The following is a 17,806-nucleotide window of genomic DNA, read 5'->3' on the forward strand; positions in this document are numbered from 1 at the left end:
TCAACGGAAAACCGCAACAAAATATTGATGTGTTGTGCAATGCAGGGCAGTGGGCCCGAACGTTTCGGTGACCGATGACCCACTTAGCGAAGGTCCTCGGCACCTCCGATTCAACTGGCGCGCACAACGATTCGGCTGCGTTCGGAGAGCACCGCCGCCGCACCGTCGAGATCGGCCACCCGAGCAGCCAGGGTTGCCATCGCGAGCCGCTTGGGAAGAGCATCGCTGAACTTCAATCCCACCAAGGCTTTCTCGCTGACATCGGGCAGGCAGAGTCTCGTCCCTGCGTCTGCGATGGCTTCCGTCCAACTGATGGCATTAAAGTCTTCGCGTAGCCGAATGTACTGGTCGCCGTGTCGTTGCAGCGGGTCTGTGATGCCGCCGAGAGTCGCGGCCAGCGTCGCATTGGTGCGATATCCGGCCCAGGTCCACCAGCGGACGTCGTTGCCGCCGTTACTTCGCACAATGAGATTGGTGTCGGGGTCCACGAATCCGCTTCTGCTGTCCCGGATTCCCATGAGTTGCCCGACGGCGCGCTTGGTGAGTTTGGTGGGTGGATCGGCGCCGAGCAGCACGTCACGCATGGCACGGGTGAGTTCGAAACCCAACCCGGCCATGCCCGAGTTCATCCATCGGGCCTTGCCGCCGCCATCTGCGGGATCGACAAAGCAGCGCCTGCGCCGCCAGTCGACATAGGTGACCCGCCAGCTTCGTCCGCCGAGGAGCAGACGTCGATCGCCGTGGACTTCTTCGGTGAGAAGGCTTGGGTCGATTCGGCCGAGTTCGGTGCGGCCGGTGAGCACCGTGAATTCTGGTGGCCCGGTGAACACTGCGGTCATGTCCATGAAGTTGCGCTGCCCGAAACGCAGCTCGGCCGACGGACCTATGTGTAGCATTCCGCCGTCGCCGTCCAGATACCCGTTGTCGATCAGGAAGCGTGCGATCGGCATCGCGGAGGAGTCGAACGGTGCCAGTCCGTTCCACCACTGTGGCAACACCTGGTCTCCAACGCTGTGCTCCTGCAGGCACAACGCGAGAATCTGTTGGGCGATGATGTGCCGCGGTTCTGGTGGCGCGGTTACTGGCTCTACCCAGCCCTTGCCCCACAGCAGCAACAATGCGGCCGCTTTGAGCAGCGAGTCGGAGTCGACGGTCAGGAACAGGCAGTTGCGAGTGCTGTCGGCTCGACGGCCGGTTCGTCCGATGCGTTGCAGGAACGACGCCACCGTCGACGGCGTGTTGATCTGGATTACTCGGTCCAGGTCGCCGACGTCGATGCCCAGTTCCAGAGTGCTGGTGGAGACGATAACGCAGTCGCGTGCCTCCGCGAACGCTTCTTCGGAGCGCCGCCGTTCGTCGGCGGACAGCGAGGCGTGTGAGAGAAAAGTTGTCACGCCGTTTCCTCGCAACAGCTGGCCGAGTTCCTCTACGGTTTGCCGGGATTCGCAGAACACCAGGCGCTTCTCACCCGCGTGGAGGGATGTGATCACGGTGGCGGCATTGGCCAGGGAGCCCACGTAGTCGAGCTCGACCTCGCCAGGCGGGGGGCCCGGCACGGCGGTGCTGTTGAGGTCGGGAGCTACGACAGCAGCGGGGCGAGTTTTCGCGCCGGAGCCCTGCAACCAAGTCAGTAACTCCTTGGGGTTGCCGACGGTGGCGGAGAGACCGACGCGTTGGACCGGCCTCCCGATGAGATGCGTGAGCCGTTCAAGCACGGCAAGCAGGTGCCAGCCACGATCGTCGCCGGCGAAGGCGTGCACTTCGTCGACGATGACTGCCTGCAGCCCGGCGAAAAATGCGCCATGGTCGACATTCGTGCTGACGAGCATAGATTCAAGAGATTCCGGTGTGGTCAGCAGGATGTCGGGACGTTCGGTCAGCACGGCGCGGCGACTGGCCGTGCCGACGTCGCCGTGCCATACGGCAGCACGGCGGCCCAGCCAGCCCGAGTAGCGCTCGACGCGCGGTGTCAGGTTATTGAGCAGCGCCTTGAGCGGACACAGATACAGCACAGAGGTGCCCTGCCAGCGGTGTGCAGTCATGCGCGACAACAGGGGGAACAGCGCCGCTTCGGTTTTGCCGCCTGCGGTCGGCGCCAGCAACAGCGCATCCTCTCCCGCGGTCAGCGGCTCGATCGCGGCATGCTGGAGCGGGCGCAGGTCTCGCCAACCCAGTGAGTTGACGATGTGGTGCACCAGCACTGGCTCGAGCCTGTCCAGTGTCACAGTTGCAGGTCGATGTCGTCGGCCGAGGTAGCGGCGTTGCGTTCGACGTCCGTGAGCTCGTCACTGCGCAGGGTCAGCGCATAATGTTCTCGCGGATCCCAGTCGTCGTATTGCTCCACCCGATCCAGCACATCGGAGACCAACTTCTTGAGGAAGACACGTGGCGCTACGCCGACCTGCCCGCCGAGCTTGCCGGTGACCGCCCGCGCCAACTCGGCGATGTATTCCGCATCGACCACCGCGGTCGCACGTGGGCAATTGTAGGCCGCGGCATACAACTCAGTAACTTTACCGCCGAGCTCGACGAGGGCGTCGATGGTGAAGCCGGGCAATCGGATTTGGGTGGCGCGTGGGTTGTCCCAACGCGGATCAGGTCCAAAGTCGGTGGCCAGCCGCTGGGCCAATGGCGCGAGCCGCTGCACACCCTGCTGGCCGTCATAAAACGCCGGCGTACCTGTAATCACCAGGTACAGCCCGGGGAACCGTCCGGAGTAGACGTCATCGACAAGCTGACGCAGGGCGTTGAGCGCCTTGTCGCGTGCGTCCGAACGAACTCGCTGCAGCGTTTCGACCTCGTCGAGCACCAGCAGTAGCCCTGCGTGGCCGCTGTCACGTAGCACGGTGAGCAGGCCCTGCAGGGAACTCATCGCCCCGAAATGGTCCAGATCCCCCTTGACCCCGGCGGATCGGCGAATCGCCGCCGCAACGTGCGGCTGCCCGCCCAACCAGGCCGCGAGGCCGTCGGCGGTGGCGTGATCACCATCAGCGTTGGCGGTTCGGTAAGCGCGCAGCGCCGCCGCGAAACCTGGTGTGCTACGGGATATCTCGGCCAGCCGCAGTTCGAGCAGTTCGCCGACTGCGGCATCGAGCGCCTCGGCGTCCTCCTCGTGGATTGAACCGTCAGCGAGTACATCTTCCTCGAGTGCAAAGATCCAACCGTCGAGGATCGGTCGCAGGGCACTGGGTGGGAACTGCTCGGCGGACAGTTGCTCGACCAGTCGACGATAAACGGTTTCCATCCGGTGCAGCGGAGTCTCGGTCTCGGAGATCTGTACTTCGGAGACGGCGAAGCCTCGCCGTTTGGCGCGTTCAGCTAGCCACCGGGTGAAGAACGTCTTGCCCGCGCCATATTCGCCTCGGACCGCTTTGAATACGCTGCTACCGGAGGCAACCCGGTCGAGGTCCGCGTCCATCGCATTGGTGAAGCGGTCGAGACCGACCGCCAGCACGTCAAGCCCGTTCATCGGCACCGCGCCCCGGCGCAGCGCTTCGATGATGTCCTGTCGGCGGCGCGCCGAAACATCCGCTGTCACATCTGCTCCAAATCGAATTGCTCGATAAGCAAGGCCGTGTCCAGCTTGACCGTTTGGCCGTCCGCATCGATATCCAGCACCGGATAGCCCTCGACCTGCAGCAATTTGCGCAGGGCAGTGACGGTGCCACCGATGCGGTGTGCGGGTACGCCCGCGTGAGCAGCCATGGTGTCCAGGGTGGCTCGTCCACCGCCAGCTAACAACACCGTCAGCAGCGCTGCGACGCGCTCGTTGGGCAGTGGCGCTCGTGTGCCTTGTCGTTGGCGATAGATCTCGCTGGCGAGGAATGCTTCCACCAGAGCAGGGTGTTTCGGCTTCGTCGACTGTTCCGGTGCCGGAGTCGATTTTGGAGTCTCGTCGAAGAGGGTGAGGTCCTGGTCCGATTTCGGAGCCGGCCGTCGCGGTGCTACCGGAGCCGCTGCCACGGCAGCCGCGCCTGTCAGAGCCTCACGCCACCAGTCCGGGCTGGCCACCGGGGCACCACTCCAACCGGGGACTGCCTGGTCGTCGCCGGCGCTGAGCACGATCAGCGGAATGACGACCTCGGCGGGCGACGCGCCGCCGTGGTAGCCGGACTTTCGCGGGCCATATCGCAGTTCCTCGCGCCACGGGAGTACGACGCTGCTATTGCCCAGGCCCACGCGCGAGCCGTGTATGGCGATTTCCCCGTCGCCCGCAGGGGGATTCGAAGGTCGCCACCGGTTCTCGCTCGAAGGTGAGGTGCGCGTGACGGAATCCGGTCCGCGATCAAGGACATGCCCGTGGTCGGAGACCAGCACTACAACGCGATCCTGAGCCACTTCCAGCAGCGCACGCACTGCGGCGATGTTCTCCTGACCCCACACGATCGTGTCCGGTTCACTGCGGTCCAGCGCGTCGTCGATGGTGTTGACCACCGCTGCGACCAATGGAACGTTCCGGTTGGCGACTGCTTCGACAACTTCGGAATCCAGCGCGGATCCAGCACCGGCACGCAGTGAACCCTTGTGCAGCAGCATTCCCTTCGGGAAGCGCTGAGTGAATGCGGCACGCTCGGCTTGGGCCTTACCGACGGCGATCCGCCCGGAGAGCAGGCTGCATCGGCTGACCTCGGTGACGCTGGGCAAGGCTGCGAGAACGCCGGTGCGTGCTCCACCGTCCGGCGTGAGCTCGAGCCAGGACCCTGACCGAGTCACCGACTCGACGAGTTCCGTCGCCGCGGCCACGCTCATGCCGTCCATAACCAATAGCAGCACCGGATGGCGCTCCAGTATCGGTGCCACGACGCGATCCAGGACATCCTCCACGCGTAGGAGCGTGCCGGGTTCGGATTCCGCAGCCGTGCTCGTGGCGAGCAGGTTCGCGAACTGGTGATCGTGGAGCGCCCGCCGCTGGTCTACCGAGTGGTAGAGCTGGCGGTATGCCTGCGCGACGCCCGGGTCGGTGTCGCCGACAAAGAGGTCGAGCCGGGCGCGATCCACCCAACCGTCCTCCCGGACGTGGCGCCACACGGCCTCGAGCAGGGTTTGCGGCGCGGCAGGCTCAGGCGTGGACAACCAGCGCAACAGTCGAACGGCCATTCTGGCGGTGTCGACTCGAGATTGGTTGTCCACCCCCCTGTGTCGTTCCACCGCCTCCAGAGCGTGCTGTGCTGACAGCACCGCCTCAGCCGATACCCGCCCCTTGGTCGGTAATGCCCGCCGAATGGATGCCGTAAAGGCCCGCAGACGGTGGGTGAAACCCAGGGGCAACAGATCTGAGGCGGCAAGTAACTCGGCCGCATCGACCTTCTTGGCCAGGTCTTCTGCGCGGTTGAAGACCCGATGAACTTCACGAAGCAGGCCGGCATCTCGATCGGAGTCGAGTGCTCGGTCTACCCACGCTTCGGCCGCTACGCGGAAGGCGTACGCCTGCTCGTCGGTCAGGCGTTCTCCGCCGAAGTACGGCTCGAGCCGGGTGCGAGCGATAATCACGTCAGTGCTCATGGCGGCGCCGTTCGGAACAGGCCACAGCGCCGCGGCAAGCAATCCGAGCGGGATCGCGTCAACGCCGTGACCGGAACGCACCGCCGCCATAATTGGTGCCACTGCAGGGCCGGCGATCTCAGTGAGGTAGCCGGTAATCCCGTTCAGCACGTCCGAGGGCAGGTGACTGAACTGCAATAGGCTGTGCGCGTCCGTAGTCCATTGCAGCAGGCCGGCGCTGTCCAGACGGCCACGATCCAGACCGAGCAGCTGCGCAGACAAGCAACGGAGGACATGGTCGCGAGTCAAGACGGTGCCTGGTGGCGGGGGCCAACCCTCGCGGGGCTGGTACTGCGCAAGTGCATCCGCGATCCACCCGCCGCCGCCCATCGTCGAGCTGACGATGGTCGGGTCCAAGTTGGTGAGCTTGAACATCTGTCGCACGAGATCCCAGCGGTCGACGCTGCGGATCTGACCGCGACTGAGGTGAGCCAGCAGGCCATCGCCGAGCTCGAGATCGGTGAGTTCGGTGAGCAGCACCAGCCTTTCACCCTCGCGGCGATCATGTAGCGCAGCGCGGACCGCGATCGGCGTGGGGCACGGCACCACTCGCGCCGCGTTCGCGTTCTCCCCGACTGTCAGGATCGGCTCGTCGTCCCACACGGGGGTCGCGCGCAGCGCGAGCGCCATCTGACTGTCGCCCTCAGACAGCCACGCTTCCACCTTGCGGCGGATCGTGGCCGGTTGCACAGGCTCACGAATCACCGATGACCTCCCACGAAATCCGCACGTTGTGGCCGGCGGTCACCTCGTTTTCGATTTCGGCCATCACCGCTGCGATTGCCGACGTGTCGGCGACGTCGCGTTGCTGCCGCGTCGGCACGCGCGTGGACGTGGGATCGCCCTTGGACACCGCAGCCGGTGGTGGGGCCGGTGGCGGCACGGGCTTCACGAGCAGCGCGGCGGCGGCACTCACCGCATTCTTCAGCGCTGCGGCCAGGTCGCACACGCTCTGCTCGTAGCCGGCCGCGGCGCGCAACTCATCGATGACGAGCTTGGCGCCCCCGTCATGGCTCGCCCGCTGTGCCACCGCATCGAGCAGATCCCATTGCGTGCCTGCCAGGGCCACCTTCACCTGATCCGACTGTTTGAAGGATGTTCCCGCGACCAAGTCTTCGATCTCACCAACCTCGGCGTCTGCCACCATGCCCACCAGCACGGCATCGTCGGTCTCGGATGCAATCTCGCGCAGCAGTTTCGCGACTCGGCGCGCGGTGGCCAGCCGCCCGGATCGTGCCTCGGTGTCCAGGCCCAGCACACCGGCGTGCTCGGTCAGTTCGGTGACCAGCACGTCGGTGGCCGTCACGTGTACCTTTGCCACGCTCCGGATCTTCGTTCCGAAATCCTCGAGCGTCGCGGGGGTGCGGTATTCCGCCAGCTGTATCCCGAAGATGGGCTTGGCCCGGCGCACCGCCCGATCCCATATGTCCTGTTCGGGCATGGGTGGGCGCTTGAGCATCATCGAGTCGGTGATTTGCTGCACCGCCTGGATGTCGATCTTGCCGTCGTGCTGGTACCAAGCGAGCTGCTGTTCGTGAGCGAACACCGCCAGGATCAGGTTCTGCAGGTCGCGTTCGAACCCGCGCGGCGACGGCTTGTCCAGCAATGGCCGCAGCACCTGGACCGGGAATTGCTCGGTGTACCCGTCTTTGGCGGCTTCCCGAACGAGATGGGTGCTCCACCAACACGTCGTGGCATTCAACACGTACTGGTTCTCGACGATCTCGCCCAACTGCAGGTTGTTGCAGATGCGCTGCACCGTCTTCTGGTCCGTGCTCCCTTCCACCTTCGCCCGGCGTGCCTCGTCGGTGGCCGCGGCGCGGGCGAAGCCCAACACCTTGTTCAGTTCGCCTTTCGTCACCGGCTTTTCCGCCACCGGAAGGCACGGGGTGCCGGGGAATGACCAGTCCAGTAGGTCCGACGTGAGGTTGTCGAACGCTGCCTTCACCGTTCCGCCGCGAGGATCACCGAGTGGCAACGCCTCTCGCAACGAGACCAGCACCGGGCCGGTGTCGAGTTCCACGGCCGTATCCGACTGCCTCGGCTTGACCACGCCGTACGCGAGCTTCAAGGTGTCGAGCAGCGAGGATTTCAAGTGCTGCTGACGCTGCTGGAGATAGATCTTGCCCTGTTGACGGTCGGCGATCGACCAGTCTGCAGCCAACGTGGTCAGCCGGTCCCCGGTACCGCCACTGCCCAGCAGGTAGTTGATCTTCGCGAGTTGTCCCAGCCGGACCATCAAGTCGTCCGAAAGGAAGTACGGCAGCCAGAAGACCGTGTTCTTGTCCCGCTCCAACCCCTCGATGCGCGCCAGGTCGTCGCGCCGGTTGCCGCCGTTGTCGAAGGGGTAGTCGATGATAACCCGCCATGTTTCGCCCTCCGCGTAGAGGGTCGCGTCGGGCATCGTTTCCCGATCACGCACATTGCCGAACTTGACGGTGATCTGGTGCCGACGACCGCGCCACTCCTTCATATGCGCGAGCTCGCCAAAGGTGCCCTCCGAGCTGCCCACCCCCAGCTCGACACAGACCATGTCGCGAACCAGCTGCTGCAGCACACCCGTCGCGGTTTCGTTGTGCGGCACCAATTCGAGCAGCTTGTCGTAGTCGACTGCCGACAGTTTCAAAGAGAAAACCGGGTCGGGTCCATCGGTCTTGTGCAGCTCGCCCGCGTCGTCGGCGAGCTTGCTCAACCGGCTGATGATGGTCTGGTTCTCGTAGCCAGGAATCGGCGCACTGATACTGCCGAAGTTCAGCGCATGGAGGCGCGAGGCCGTCAAGTTGTGCAGCGCAGGCACTTCCGGCACCAACGCCCCCACCATGAGTGTTCGCACCAACCGGTCGTCGAGCTGGAACTGCTCGTGGCCGGCGGCCTGCTCCTCGGCGATCCCATTGAGCGCCAACAACAATGGACGCAGCTTCTGCCGGTAAGTGTCGCGGGCTGCCTGGAACTGTTGCTTAAGCTGAGGCCGATCGGGCAGTGCACCATGCAACACGAGTGGATCGAACAGCGCCGCCACACCGATGACATCGTTGACCTGCAACGTATTCCGCCGCTCCACCAGCAGCTCGGTCATCACCCGCAGTGCCGTGCGCTCACGCTGCAATGCCTGCGACAGCGCGACCAAGGTCGCCACCAGTGCGGGGGAGAACGGATACAGCCGCCGGAAGGTGGCTCGATCCGAGCCGATGCCCGCATCGCCATACTGCGCACCCGACAGCAGGATGTCCCACACCTCACGGTTGCCGCGCACCGCCTCGAACGCTTCGTCGATGATCCGGCGCGCCTCGTCCTTCGGCACTGTCTCCGTGCCCGGACGCAACAGCCGACCTTCGGTGATCTCTGGCAGGTTGGTGTCTGCCAGCACGATTTCGTCGAATCGTCCCTGGCCGCTGCGCATCACGTCGGCGAGCACCTCACGTTCGGTGCCGCCTACCTGTGGTCCGAGGAACTCCTCCAGGTTGCGCTGTTTGGCGATGAACGACACCAGAGGCAACGGCCGCGCCGCGTCCGAGGACTCGACCAGCTTGTTGAGCTTCGCGCCCTCGGTATTGACGAAGGTGATGTCGGACATTCTGGTGGACAGCCAGAGGATCAACTCGTCGAGGAACAGCACGGCTACGTCGTAGCCGAGGCTCTTCGCATGTCTGGTGACGACCTGCAACCCGGTGTCCAGGTCCAGGTACTCGCCGCTGCGCACCGCGCCGGTGTAGAACGCCGTCGTCAGCGCGCTGACGAGGCTGTCGCGTTCTTTCGTGCCGGGTGCTGCAGCCGCTGCCGCGTCGTAGCTCTGTGCAGTCCACCCCTGACGCTGAGCCATCATCGACGCCAGGCCCGCCCCCGCCGAGCCCGGCTGTCCGCCGTTCCCCAGCACCTCGAAGAACTTCTCGTCGGTCATGGTCTGACGCAGCGTTGCGGCATCGGCCAGCATCCGATCCGAGCGATGCACCGCCGGCGGCGGCGCCTCCGGGTGCAGCGCCGTGATCTGGTTGAGATAGCCCTCCAGCACCGCCTGCTCGACCGACTGCGCGCCGAGCAGGTGGAACGTCAAGCACAATACCTTGCGGCCCGGCAACCAGGAATCGGCTTCCGCGATCGGCGCCGCCAATCCCGGAATCGCCCGCGCTTGGTTGTTGTGCTGCAGGATCTCTCGCAGCACGGACATGAAATGCGACTTACCCGAACCGAACGACCCATGCAGATACGCCGCTTGTGAACGACCAGTCGTCACCGCATGCCCTACCATACGCAGCGCGTCACCGAAGTCGTCCCGCAACTGCTCGGTTACAACGTAATTCGCCAGATCCGCACCCTCGGACGCCTTCACGACGAAGTCTCCGTCGCTCACCGAGGTGGGGATTGTGATCAGGTCCCGTAGCAGCGTCATGCCAGTTCCTCTACGCCACGCAGCTCGGTCAGCGCATGCCGGTCAGCGCCGAGACCTGCCAGTTCGGTGTCAATCAGCCCGGTGAAGAACTCTGCCGGGGAGCCGGGGAAACTGGATGCTGGTTTGCCGTGCCACTGACGCAACCATGGTTCAAGCTCTGCTAGCCCCGCCAGCATCGGCAACAATCGTTCTGCAGGCCAGCCGCCTTGAGTCTTACGGTCAAGGTAGACCCCGGCCAGCGCCTGGGCCTGCGCCAAGTGATCCCAGCCTGCCCATCCGAGTAGCTCGGTGTTGTCCCCGTCGCGACCCATTTGCGGGTAGGAGATGAAGCGCTCCTTCGGCACATCCAACTTCCCGCGGTTGGCCCAGTAGCTCAGTTTCGTGAAGTCATCTTTGGAGTACTTCGGAGGCACGTCAATCTCGACCTTCTCGCCAGCGTCCATCCGACGCTGTAGCGCCCACGTACGCTCCCATTGGGCCCGCTTTCGCAGGCCTGAGGGCTTGTACCGGCCGGCAGGCAGAAACGGCACGAGCTCATCTGCGACTAGCTTGCTCAATGTCTTCACCAAGTCATGCTGGTCCGTGCCAATCCACAGGTCCAGCACGGACCGGAATTCTTCGTCGTGGCGTACCCGATCGGCAAGCTGCGCCACCGACAGCAGGGTCGGATTGCCTCCCCACAGCTCAGATGCCTCAAGCCGCCCCATTAGCCATTCACTCAGAGCAGTGGCCTGCATCGCATCCCAGCTCTCAGTCGTCCACCGTCGCTTGCATTCTGGCCGTTCGATCAACCCGATACTGCGATCGGACTCGATCGCGGCAATCCGCTTTTCCACCAATACCTTGTACTCGAAGGGCCAGTGATCAGGTAGGTCTGTGATGGGGGTCGAGTTATGCCTGGCGAACCACTGTGACTCGACCACACCGGCCGCTATTTTGCGCGCAAGAACGATCTCGAACGCCCGCTCGCCGAGCTTAAGCGCCGGTGGTTTCACAGCAGTCAGGTCGTCAGCAATAAGCCCATAGAGTCCATACACCTGCCAGTCAAGCTCTTCCTGTACCGTAATCATATTCTTGCGGATGGCCTCATATTTGGAGCGAGCATTATTTAGGTTCTCACGGGTCGGCACCCCAGCAGTTGCTACCGCCGAAGGAGTAGAGGCAGCGAGATCCTGTGCCATTCGATATATATCCCGACTCAGCGGCAGTGGGCGCTTGGTAGTCAGCGGGAACCTCTCCACGTTGGTTGACGTGAAGTTGAATCTCTCCATCCAGCTCTCGGGTTGAATTCCACGGCCAATTCCACTTCCACCCTTGGATCCGCAGACCTGTCGAAGCCAGAAGCATGCAGTCGAACTGTTGAGCAACCCGAGCAGCTCCAAGTGATCGTCGTCCGTTGCCCCCTCCGGCAGCTTGATAACCGGCGCCGAGCGGTTGAAGACCTTCCCACCTCGATCTAGTACGAAGTGGTTGTGTGTGACAACTTCCGCGAAGGTTATCGACAGCGGAATGCGGTAACGCTCAGGAATCCATCGATACCAAACCCACCAAGGCTCATTCGTTTCAGAGCGTGGCTGACCGGAAAACCCTGTTGTTGAACCAATCGATGCCCGCACGGTCCACAGGTGCCGAGCCCACGGTGCATCTATTTCGAAAGGGAGCGGTTTTAAATCTTCACCATAAGGCACGATCGCATGATCGCCGCGCAGTACGTCCCAGTCACGAACTAGTTCTCCAGCAATTAGCCTACGGTGAACCGTGTCGCTGAGTCCATGTCGGAGGAACCACTGTTCTGGCGCCAAGAATGCCTCATCCTGACCAGGGAAGCTGGCGAACCCGATGGCTCCCTGAATCCGAGTGCTGAGCCGTTGCTTTGCCTGATCAAGCACTGCAAGCAACTCGGAAGCGCCTCCGCCGCTTAAGCTCCACGGATGGGTCTTGAGCGCATCACGATTGAGGTCTACCGCACCGATCCACTCCGACTCGGAACCCGGCTCGTCGATCTGTTTCACTATTGCTGACCACACGTGGCCCTGAGCGGCGTCCCTAGGCTGGGCTGGTTCGCCACGCACTCCGAGAATCGCGCGAATCGAACGACTGTAGCGGTCGCTGACCGAACGGTTGATGCCAACAAGGATCACTGTTGGCGTGCCGTGGCCGGGTATATATGCCCCCGACGTGTCGATCACCTCGGTCAGCTCGACCTCATACGCAAAATAGTCGTCGATTAGCTTCTTGCCGAACTCTCGCTTCATGAACGAGTTTGCAGTGATCTGTCCCACGTAGCCTGACCTATCACCGTCATGATCCCCCCGTCTCGCTAGTTCGAAGAAGCGCTGCGCGAAAGGTACGGCGAGGGCATATTTTCCGGAACAGGCAGAATAGTCGTGGCGGTAACGCTCGTTGAGCACCTTATCTTTGACCGTGATGTACGGCGGGTTCCCGACAACTACGGTGTAGGTTCCGGGCCAGAGATATTCAGCGAGCAGGTCGCCGTCCTCGCCGTAATAGGCGAATTCGGGTCGTTCGTCGAGGGCAGCGAGGAGATCGCCCTGATGGCTGCCAGATTCCTTTCCCCAATGCAGCAACGAATCGCCGGTCGCCACTCGCACCGGATACGTGCTATTGAGGTTTTTGCGTCCTGTAGCCCGCAACGCAGCGATTACTAGCCGGAAACGAGCGATAGCCACCGCAACCGGATTGATGTCCACTCCTGTTACCTGCCCTAGTGCTCGCTCCACTAGGGCGTCGACTGAGGTCGCGGGTTCGCGTTCCATCCACAGATCCAGCAGCCGGTGGAATGCGCCGAGCAGGAAATGTCCTGATCCACAGGTCGGATCGATAACCGACATTTCAGCCAAACCGAATTCCTTCAGTGCCGGCGCGAAGGTGCGGTCGAGGATGAATTCCTCGACGAACTCCGGGGTTTGCTTGAGTGCAAACTTCTTCTGCGCATGAACCGACAGGTCCTGATACAGATCGCCTAGGAACCGGGTATCCATATCCTCCGACAACAACGACCGGAACCCCGCACCGCGTCGGAAAAAGTCCGACAGAGCCTCGCTAGCCTCGGCGGAGATGTCGAATCGCCACACCGGGTTGTGTTTGTCGAATATCTTGCTGGTCGCTCGTAAGCCTTGCAAATGCTCGAAAGCCTGACGCAGCCAATGCCGGTCGTTGTGTATCGGATTGGTGATGATGTACTGCTGCATCGCTTGCATCGCTCGTTCGGTAGACGCGTCGTCGTCCGGCCCGCCGATCCAGAGCTTGTCGACCAGGCGGTTGTCTTCGCAGAACCGCACGAACACACAACCGAGTACCCAGGCCACCGCAGCCTGGTCGAGCACGTCCTCGAGCCAGGTTTCGAAGGTGACGCCGATGCGTTCGGCGGACCTCGCGTCGGCGTATTCCTGCCGCAGCTCAGTGCGCAGGTCGTCCTTGGCGGCGACTTGCGTGCGCAGGTCTTCGACCAGGTTCTTGACCTGGCCTTGCAGCGCCTTCAACTCGATCATCTAGCGGGCGGCCCTTTCGGCGGTCGGTTCGATCCACTCCTGCGGCAGCCACAGCGACTGGGTGCTCGGGGAGGTCAGCGGCAATTGGACTTGGTCCAGCATGGCAGGTTCGGGGCGGCGTGCGGGTACTAGCAGCAGCCGGGCAGCGGGTCGGGGGCGAGTTGGGTCGGCGAGTTGCTGTAGCAACTGCAGCTGGCCGTAGCGGGCCAGGGGGGCGGCCTCGGTGATCAGTACTGGCGCCTCGGTCTCAAGCTGCTCGGCGATGGCCGGGAGGACATGATGCTGCACGAGCTCGGTGAGGCCGCGGAAGTCCGCATTGCCGGCTTCACCGTTGTCTGCGGCGACAATCGCCTCCCACGGGTATCCGAGGGCACGCAACTGGTCGAGCGTGATCGCGGTGATGTTGACCTCGGTGAGGTTGTGTCTCGCTAGCAAGGCCCGGCGAGCGTGGTCCAGAGCGCTCAGGCGAGCCAGGACTGCGAGGAATCCGCGGCGATCGATGACGGCGGCAAGCGCGGTATCGACCTTCGCTACTTCGGTCGGGCCAGTCAACCGGCCCAACGTGGTAGGCATCCGAGTCGCGGTCACCGATGACTGCAGCGTCGGCGGGGCGTATGCCTGGGCGTCGGAGTCCCAGCGCAGGCCGCACTGCTCCAGCAACTTGTCGAGTGCGGGTCTGCCTGGCAGTGGCTCGGCGTCGGGGAACCGCGCGTGCACTCGTCCGCGTACTTCCTCGACGGCCATGCGCTTGCCGAACAGTGCACCGGCCGAAAGCTTCAGAGCGCGCTCGGCCGGCATACCCACTGGATACAACTGCCCCTGCGCGCTGACGGAGGCCTCAGCGTTGCTCGAAACTGCGGCCAACTGGAGCAGACGTTGGTCGCTGAGAGTCGGCATGCCATCCGGCGGGGCGATGCCGCGCAGCTCGTCGACGGCACGCTGTCGCGATGGCAGCGGGTCCGATATACACAAACGTGTCGCGCACTGCCCTAAGGACACGGCGAACTGGAGTAGATCGGCGGCAGTGGTAACTGCAGCCGGGTCGTCTGGCTCGCGGCCGACCAAGACGGTGTCGGAGCTACGGAACCTGCGGATGGCGACGCGGGAGTCGCCGCCGGTGGACAGCTCGGCCTCGATGGCCGCGCGGACCAGCCCGATCGCCTGGGGCAGTCGAGCGGGTCCGGAAGTGTATGAGCCTCGGGCCGCGGCCAGCGCCTCCGCCAACTCGGCGGCGCTCATCACGGCGCCGCGAGCATCCAACAACGCGACGATCTCGTCGCGGATCTGCATGAGGGCGGTGCTTCCGACCCACTTCTTGACGTACTTGCGCAGCCAGATGGAGATCTGGGGTTGACTTTGGTCGGTGGCGCGGGCGGCTTCGGCCTGTGACGGCCAGCGCAGAAATACGCCGTTCTCGGTCGTGGCCTGGCCGAGGACCACCTGCATCGCGGTCCATTCCTTGGCGTTGCGACTCGTGCGGTTGGGCAGCAGCGTCGCGCACACTGCTTCGATGCCGTGGGGCACCTGTTCCTCGGCGGCCGTCTCCGGGAGTGTCTCCCGTACCGGTTCGAGCCGCACCCGCAGCGCACGGGTCTGGTCCAGGATTTCCTTGCGGGTGGCGTTGGGAACACCACGGGCACGGGTCAGGGCCGAGGGCTCGTAGTCCAGCAGCTCACCGACGGTGTGCACGCCGAGCCGTTCGAGCGCTGAGCGCGCACGCGCGGTGAGCTCGGTGGCCTCCAATGGCGAGGTGCGGGTGAGCTCGGCCGTGACAGGCCCGACCTTCGACGGATCAGGTTTGGTGTCGGGGATGGCGCGGAAGATCTCACGCCAGGCGTCGGCCATCTCCTCGACAGTGTCGAATCGTTTGGCCACGTCGCGTGACAGCGCACGGGCGAAAAATGTCACCATGCGGTCGGCGACCGCCGGATCGAAAGCGGATGGTTCGAGGGTGACCTCATCCGTCACCGCAGCGGGATTGGCGTTTTCACCCCACCGAGGAAGGGCGCCAGTAGCCATCTCGTACAAGGTCACCGCGACCGCGAAGCGCTCGGCCGCCGCGTCGTATACCTTCCGCCTCGGCCCGCCGAGGAATGGATCGAGATAGGTCGGCGTGCCTGCGTTGAGCTGGGTGGCTGGGACTGCGGCGAGTGAGAAGTCGAACGCGCACAGATGGAGCTGCTTGTCCTTGGGCCGGGGACGCGCGGCCAGGTTGGCGGGTTTGATGTCGCGATGCCATACGCCCTGGCCGTCGAGGAAATCGACGATGTCGAACAGGTCGCGGCCGTAGCGCTCGAGCAGGTCCAGCGCCAGGCGACCCTCCTGGAGTTCTTCGACCACTGTCCGTGGGCCGGCGCTCTCCAGCAACAGCGCGGTTCTGCCGCCAACGGTCACCGGCCCCTCGATCAGGGCGGCGACCTGCCAGTGCTTGAGCTTGCCCAGCACTGACGCTTCAGCTTCGAGCCGCTGTGAATGCTGCTCATCGCGAGCGACTTTGAGAACCAGCTCGCGGCCGTTCCGGTTGACCAATAGCGCGACTGCCGTCGAACCGGAGCCGAGCCGCCGCACAACGGTCAGGCCACCATCGAGGAGATCACCCTTCTTCGCCTCTAGCGGATCGGTCACCGGCTCGGGTTCTGGAGCGGTGAGCTCGTCCCATACCGCGTCCAGCCCACGCAGGAAGTCTCGGACGCTGGACAGACGCTGCTTCGGGTCGCCGTGGGTGGCGTCATAGATCAGATCCACCAGACCGGCGGGCATTCCGTCCACTACGGCAGCAAGGTTCAGGCCCTGGTTGGTGACTGCTGCGACCAGCTGCTCGGCATTCTCGGCCGGGGCGACCCCGGCAAAGATCCGGTAGGCGATCGCACCGAGCGCGAACACGTCGAGTTGTACGCCAGGCACATGCGCGTTGGTGACGAACTCCGGGGCCTGGAAGCGGCGCACTTCGTCGTCGAAGAACAGCTCAAGCCCGGCGCCATTGCTCGACGAGCCGAGCTTGGTGAGCTGCGTCGATCCGGCGAGCCGACCGCCGGTCTGCCAGTCGGTGATCACCAACGCGGGGTGCGCGCGTTCCTTCTCGGTGACGAAGACCGCGTTCGGGTGTAATGCTCGGTGCGACAGCCGCCGCGAGTGTGCGTAGTCGACGATCTCGGCAAGATCCTGAATCAGCTGCAGCTTCTGAGCCAGCGTCTGGTTCTGGCGTTGGTTGAGCCAGCTATCCAGGCGCTGCGACTCGAGGGTGTGGTCGAAGATCACCGCCGGGCCGAAGGCATGGTCGACCAGATCCACCGGGTGCGCGATACCGGGATGGTGGATCCCTTGCAGCAAACGGAATTCTCGCTCCGCCGCCCGCTTGATGACCGGCAGCTCCTCCTCATCGGCCCGACTGGTCAGGTAGAAGCGGACCCGTCGCACGAGCGCGGTGTCCATCGCATGACCAGCCAGGAAGTCCTGCCAGCCAATACCTTCAGCAAACGGCTTCGGATGCAGGATCAGCTGTCCGATCCGCCGATCCGCAACCGACGGCCGGATCTTCGCTCCCCGAACCAGATCGACGATCTCGCGCCCGCGCTTCGTGTTGATCAGCTGAGCGTTTGCGGGCCGGTCAAGGAGGAACTCCTTGAAGCTGGGCAGGTTGGAAGTGCCACCGTCCAGGCCAAACGTGTGCTGGCGGCCGATTTCGTCCAACGAGGAGACCATGTTGTGGGCATGCATGAAGACGGCGGCACCCACGAACGGGCTTCGAGTCTGCTTGCCTGCTTTGCGGGCGTAGAAGTTGATCAGGCTGGCAAGGCGCTTGGCCTTCCGGTTAGCCAGGATGTAAGGGTTGTCGACCGGAACGAGTCGCCCCTTGGGCATGCGGCGCACCCATTGGATCCCGTCGCCCATGAGGTCGCCTTGCCAGTGCTTCAGCTCGACGACGAATAGACCGCGGGGTATCAGGACGAGTGCATCGACCTCATTGATCGAGCCGTCGGTGGCGACGAACTCGACGTTCGGCCATACATGGAACGGGTCCTCGTCAGGCAAGTATTTGGCCAGCTCGTGCAGGCCATCCCGCTCGTGAGCAAAGGCACTGGGGTTGATCTGCTCCCAGCGTAGCGAATCCTCACGCACGAACTCTCATCCTTCCTGACCCCAAGCCGCTCACCACAATTCGCGCGTGAAGCCCACCCTCGTTACCCGACTGCCCTGAATACTACGGGTGACCGCCAGCAATCCTCCGGAACTTGGGCGGTCGCGCTCGTCCCGACTGCGTCAGCGTCGATGGGCCTGAGAACTCTACATGTCATGGGATGATTACGTCGTGTCGCGCCGTTGGCGCGAATCCGGGCCCTGACCACTCAGCCTGCTCATTGGATGG

6 protein-coding genes are annotated in these 17,806 nt (G+C 63.8%); all 6 read right to left on the reverse strand.

Going from position 1 to position 17,806, the window contains the following annotated elements:
* Positions 1 to 110: 110 nt before the first annotated feature.
* From OH799_RS32735 to pglW, 6 genes are read right to left on the reverse strand one after another with little or no spacing between them, the layout of a single operon-like run.
* Complete coding sequence (locus tag OH799_RS32735; protein WP_406272333.1) at positions 111 to 2,225, reverse strand: DEAD/DEAH box helicase; 2,115 nt, start codon at positions 2,223 to 2,225, stop codon at positions 111 to 113.
* Entirely contained in the window at positions 2,222 to 3,538 is a 1,317-nt protein-coding gene (brxD, locus tag OH799_RS32740; RefSeq protein WP_406272335.1) for a BREX system ATP-binding protein BrxD, read from the reverse strand. Before brxD ends, OH799_RS32735 begins: the two co-directional genes overlap by 4 nt.
* On the reverse strand, positions 3,535 to 6,246 hold the full coding sequence (gene pglZ, locus OH799_RS32745) for a BREX-2 system phosphatase PglZ (RefSeq protein ID WP_406272338.1): 2,712 nt from the start codon (positions 6,244 to 6,246) through the stop codon (positions 3,535 to 3,537). The genes brxD and pglZ overlap by 4 nt, the downstream gene beginning before the upstream one ends.
* Positions 6,236 to 9,928 carry a hypothetical protein gene (locus tag OH799_RS32750; RefSeq protein WP_406272341.1) on the reverse strand — a complete coding sequence of 1,231 codons (3,693 nt, stop codon included), beginning with the start codon at positions 9,926 to 9,928 and terminating at the stop codon, positions 6,236 to 6,238. Before OH799_RS32750 ends, pglZ begins: the two co-directional genes overlap by 11 nt.
* A complete protein-coding gene (pglX, locus tag OH799_RS32755) occupies positions 9,925 to 13,440 on the reverse strand; it encodes a BREX-2 system adenine-specific DNA-methyltransferase PglX (RefSeq protein WP_406272344.1) in 3,516 nt (1,171 codons plus the stop codon). The genes OH799_RS32750 and pglX overlap by 4 nt, the downstream gene beginning before the upstream one ends.
* On the reverse strand, positions 13,441 to 17,559 hold the full coding sequence (gene pglW / locus OH799_RS32760) for a BREX system serine/threonine kinase PglW (protein ID WP_406272347.1): 4,119 nt from the start codon (positions 17,557 to 17,559) through the stop codon (positions 13,441 to 13,443).
* Positions 17,560 to 17,806 lie beyond the last annotated feature (247 nt).

This window comes from Nocardia sp. NBC_00881, from assembly GCF_045207455.1.
Taxonomy (GTDB): Bacteria; Actinomycetota; Actinomycetes; order Mycobacteriales; family Mycobacteriaceae; genus Nocardia.

Excerpts from the sequence above, each read along its gene's own strand:
- OH799_RS32750 (WP_406272341.1), bottom strand. The coding sequence starts at position 9,928 with ATGACGCTGCTACGGGACCTGATCACAATCCCCACCTCGGTGAGCGAC.
- pglX (WP_406272344.1), bottom strand. The coding sequence starts at position 13,440 with ATGATCGAGTTGAAGGCGCTGCAAGGCCAGGTCAAGAACCTGGTCGAA.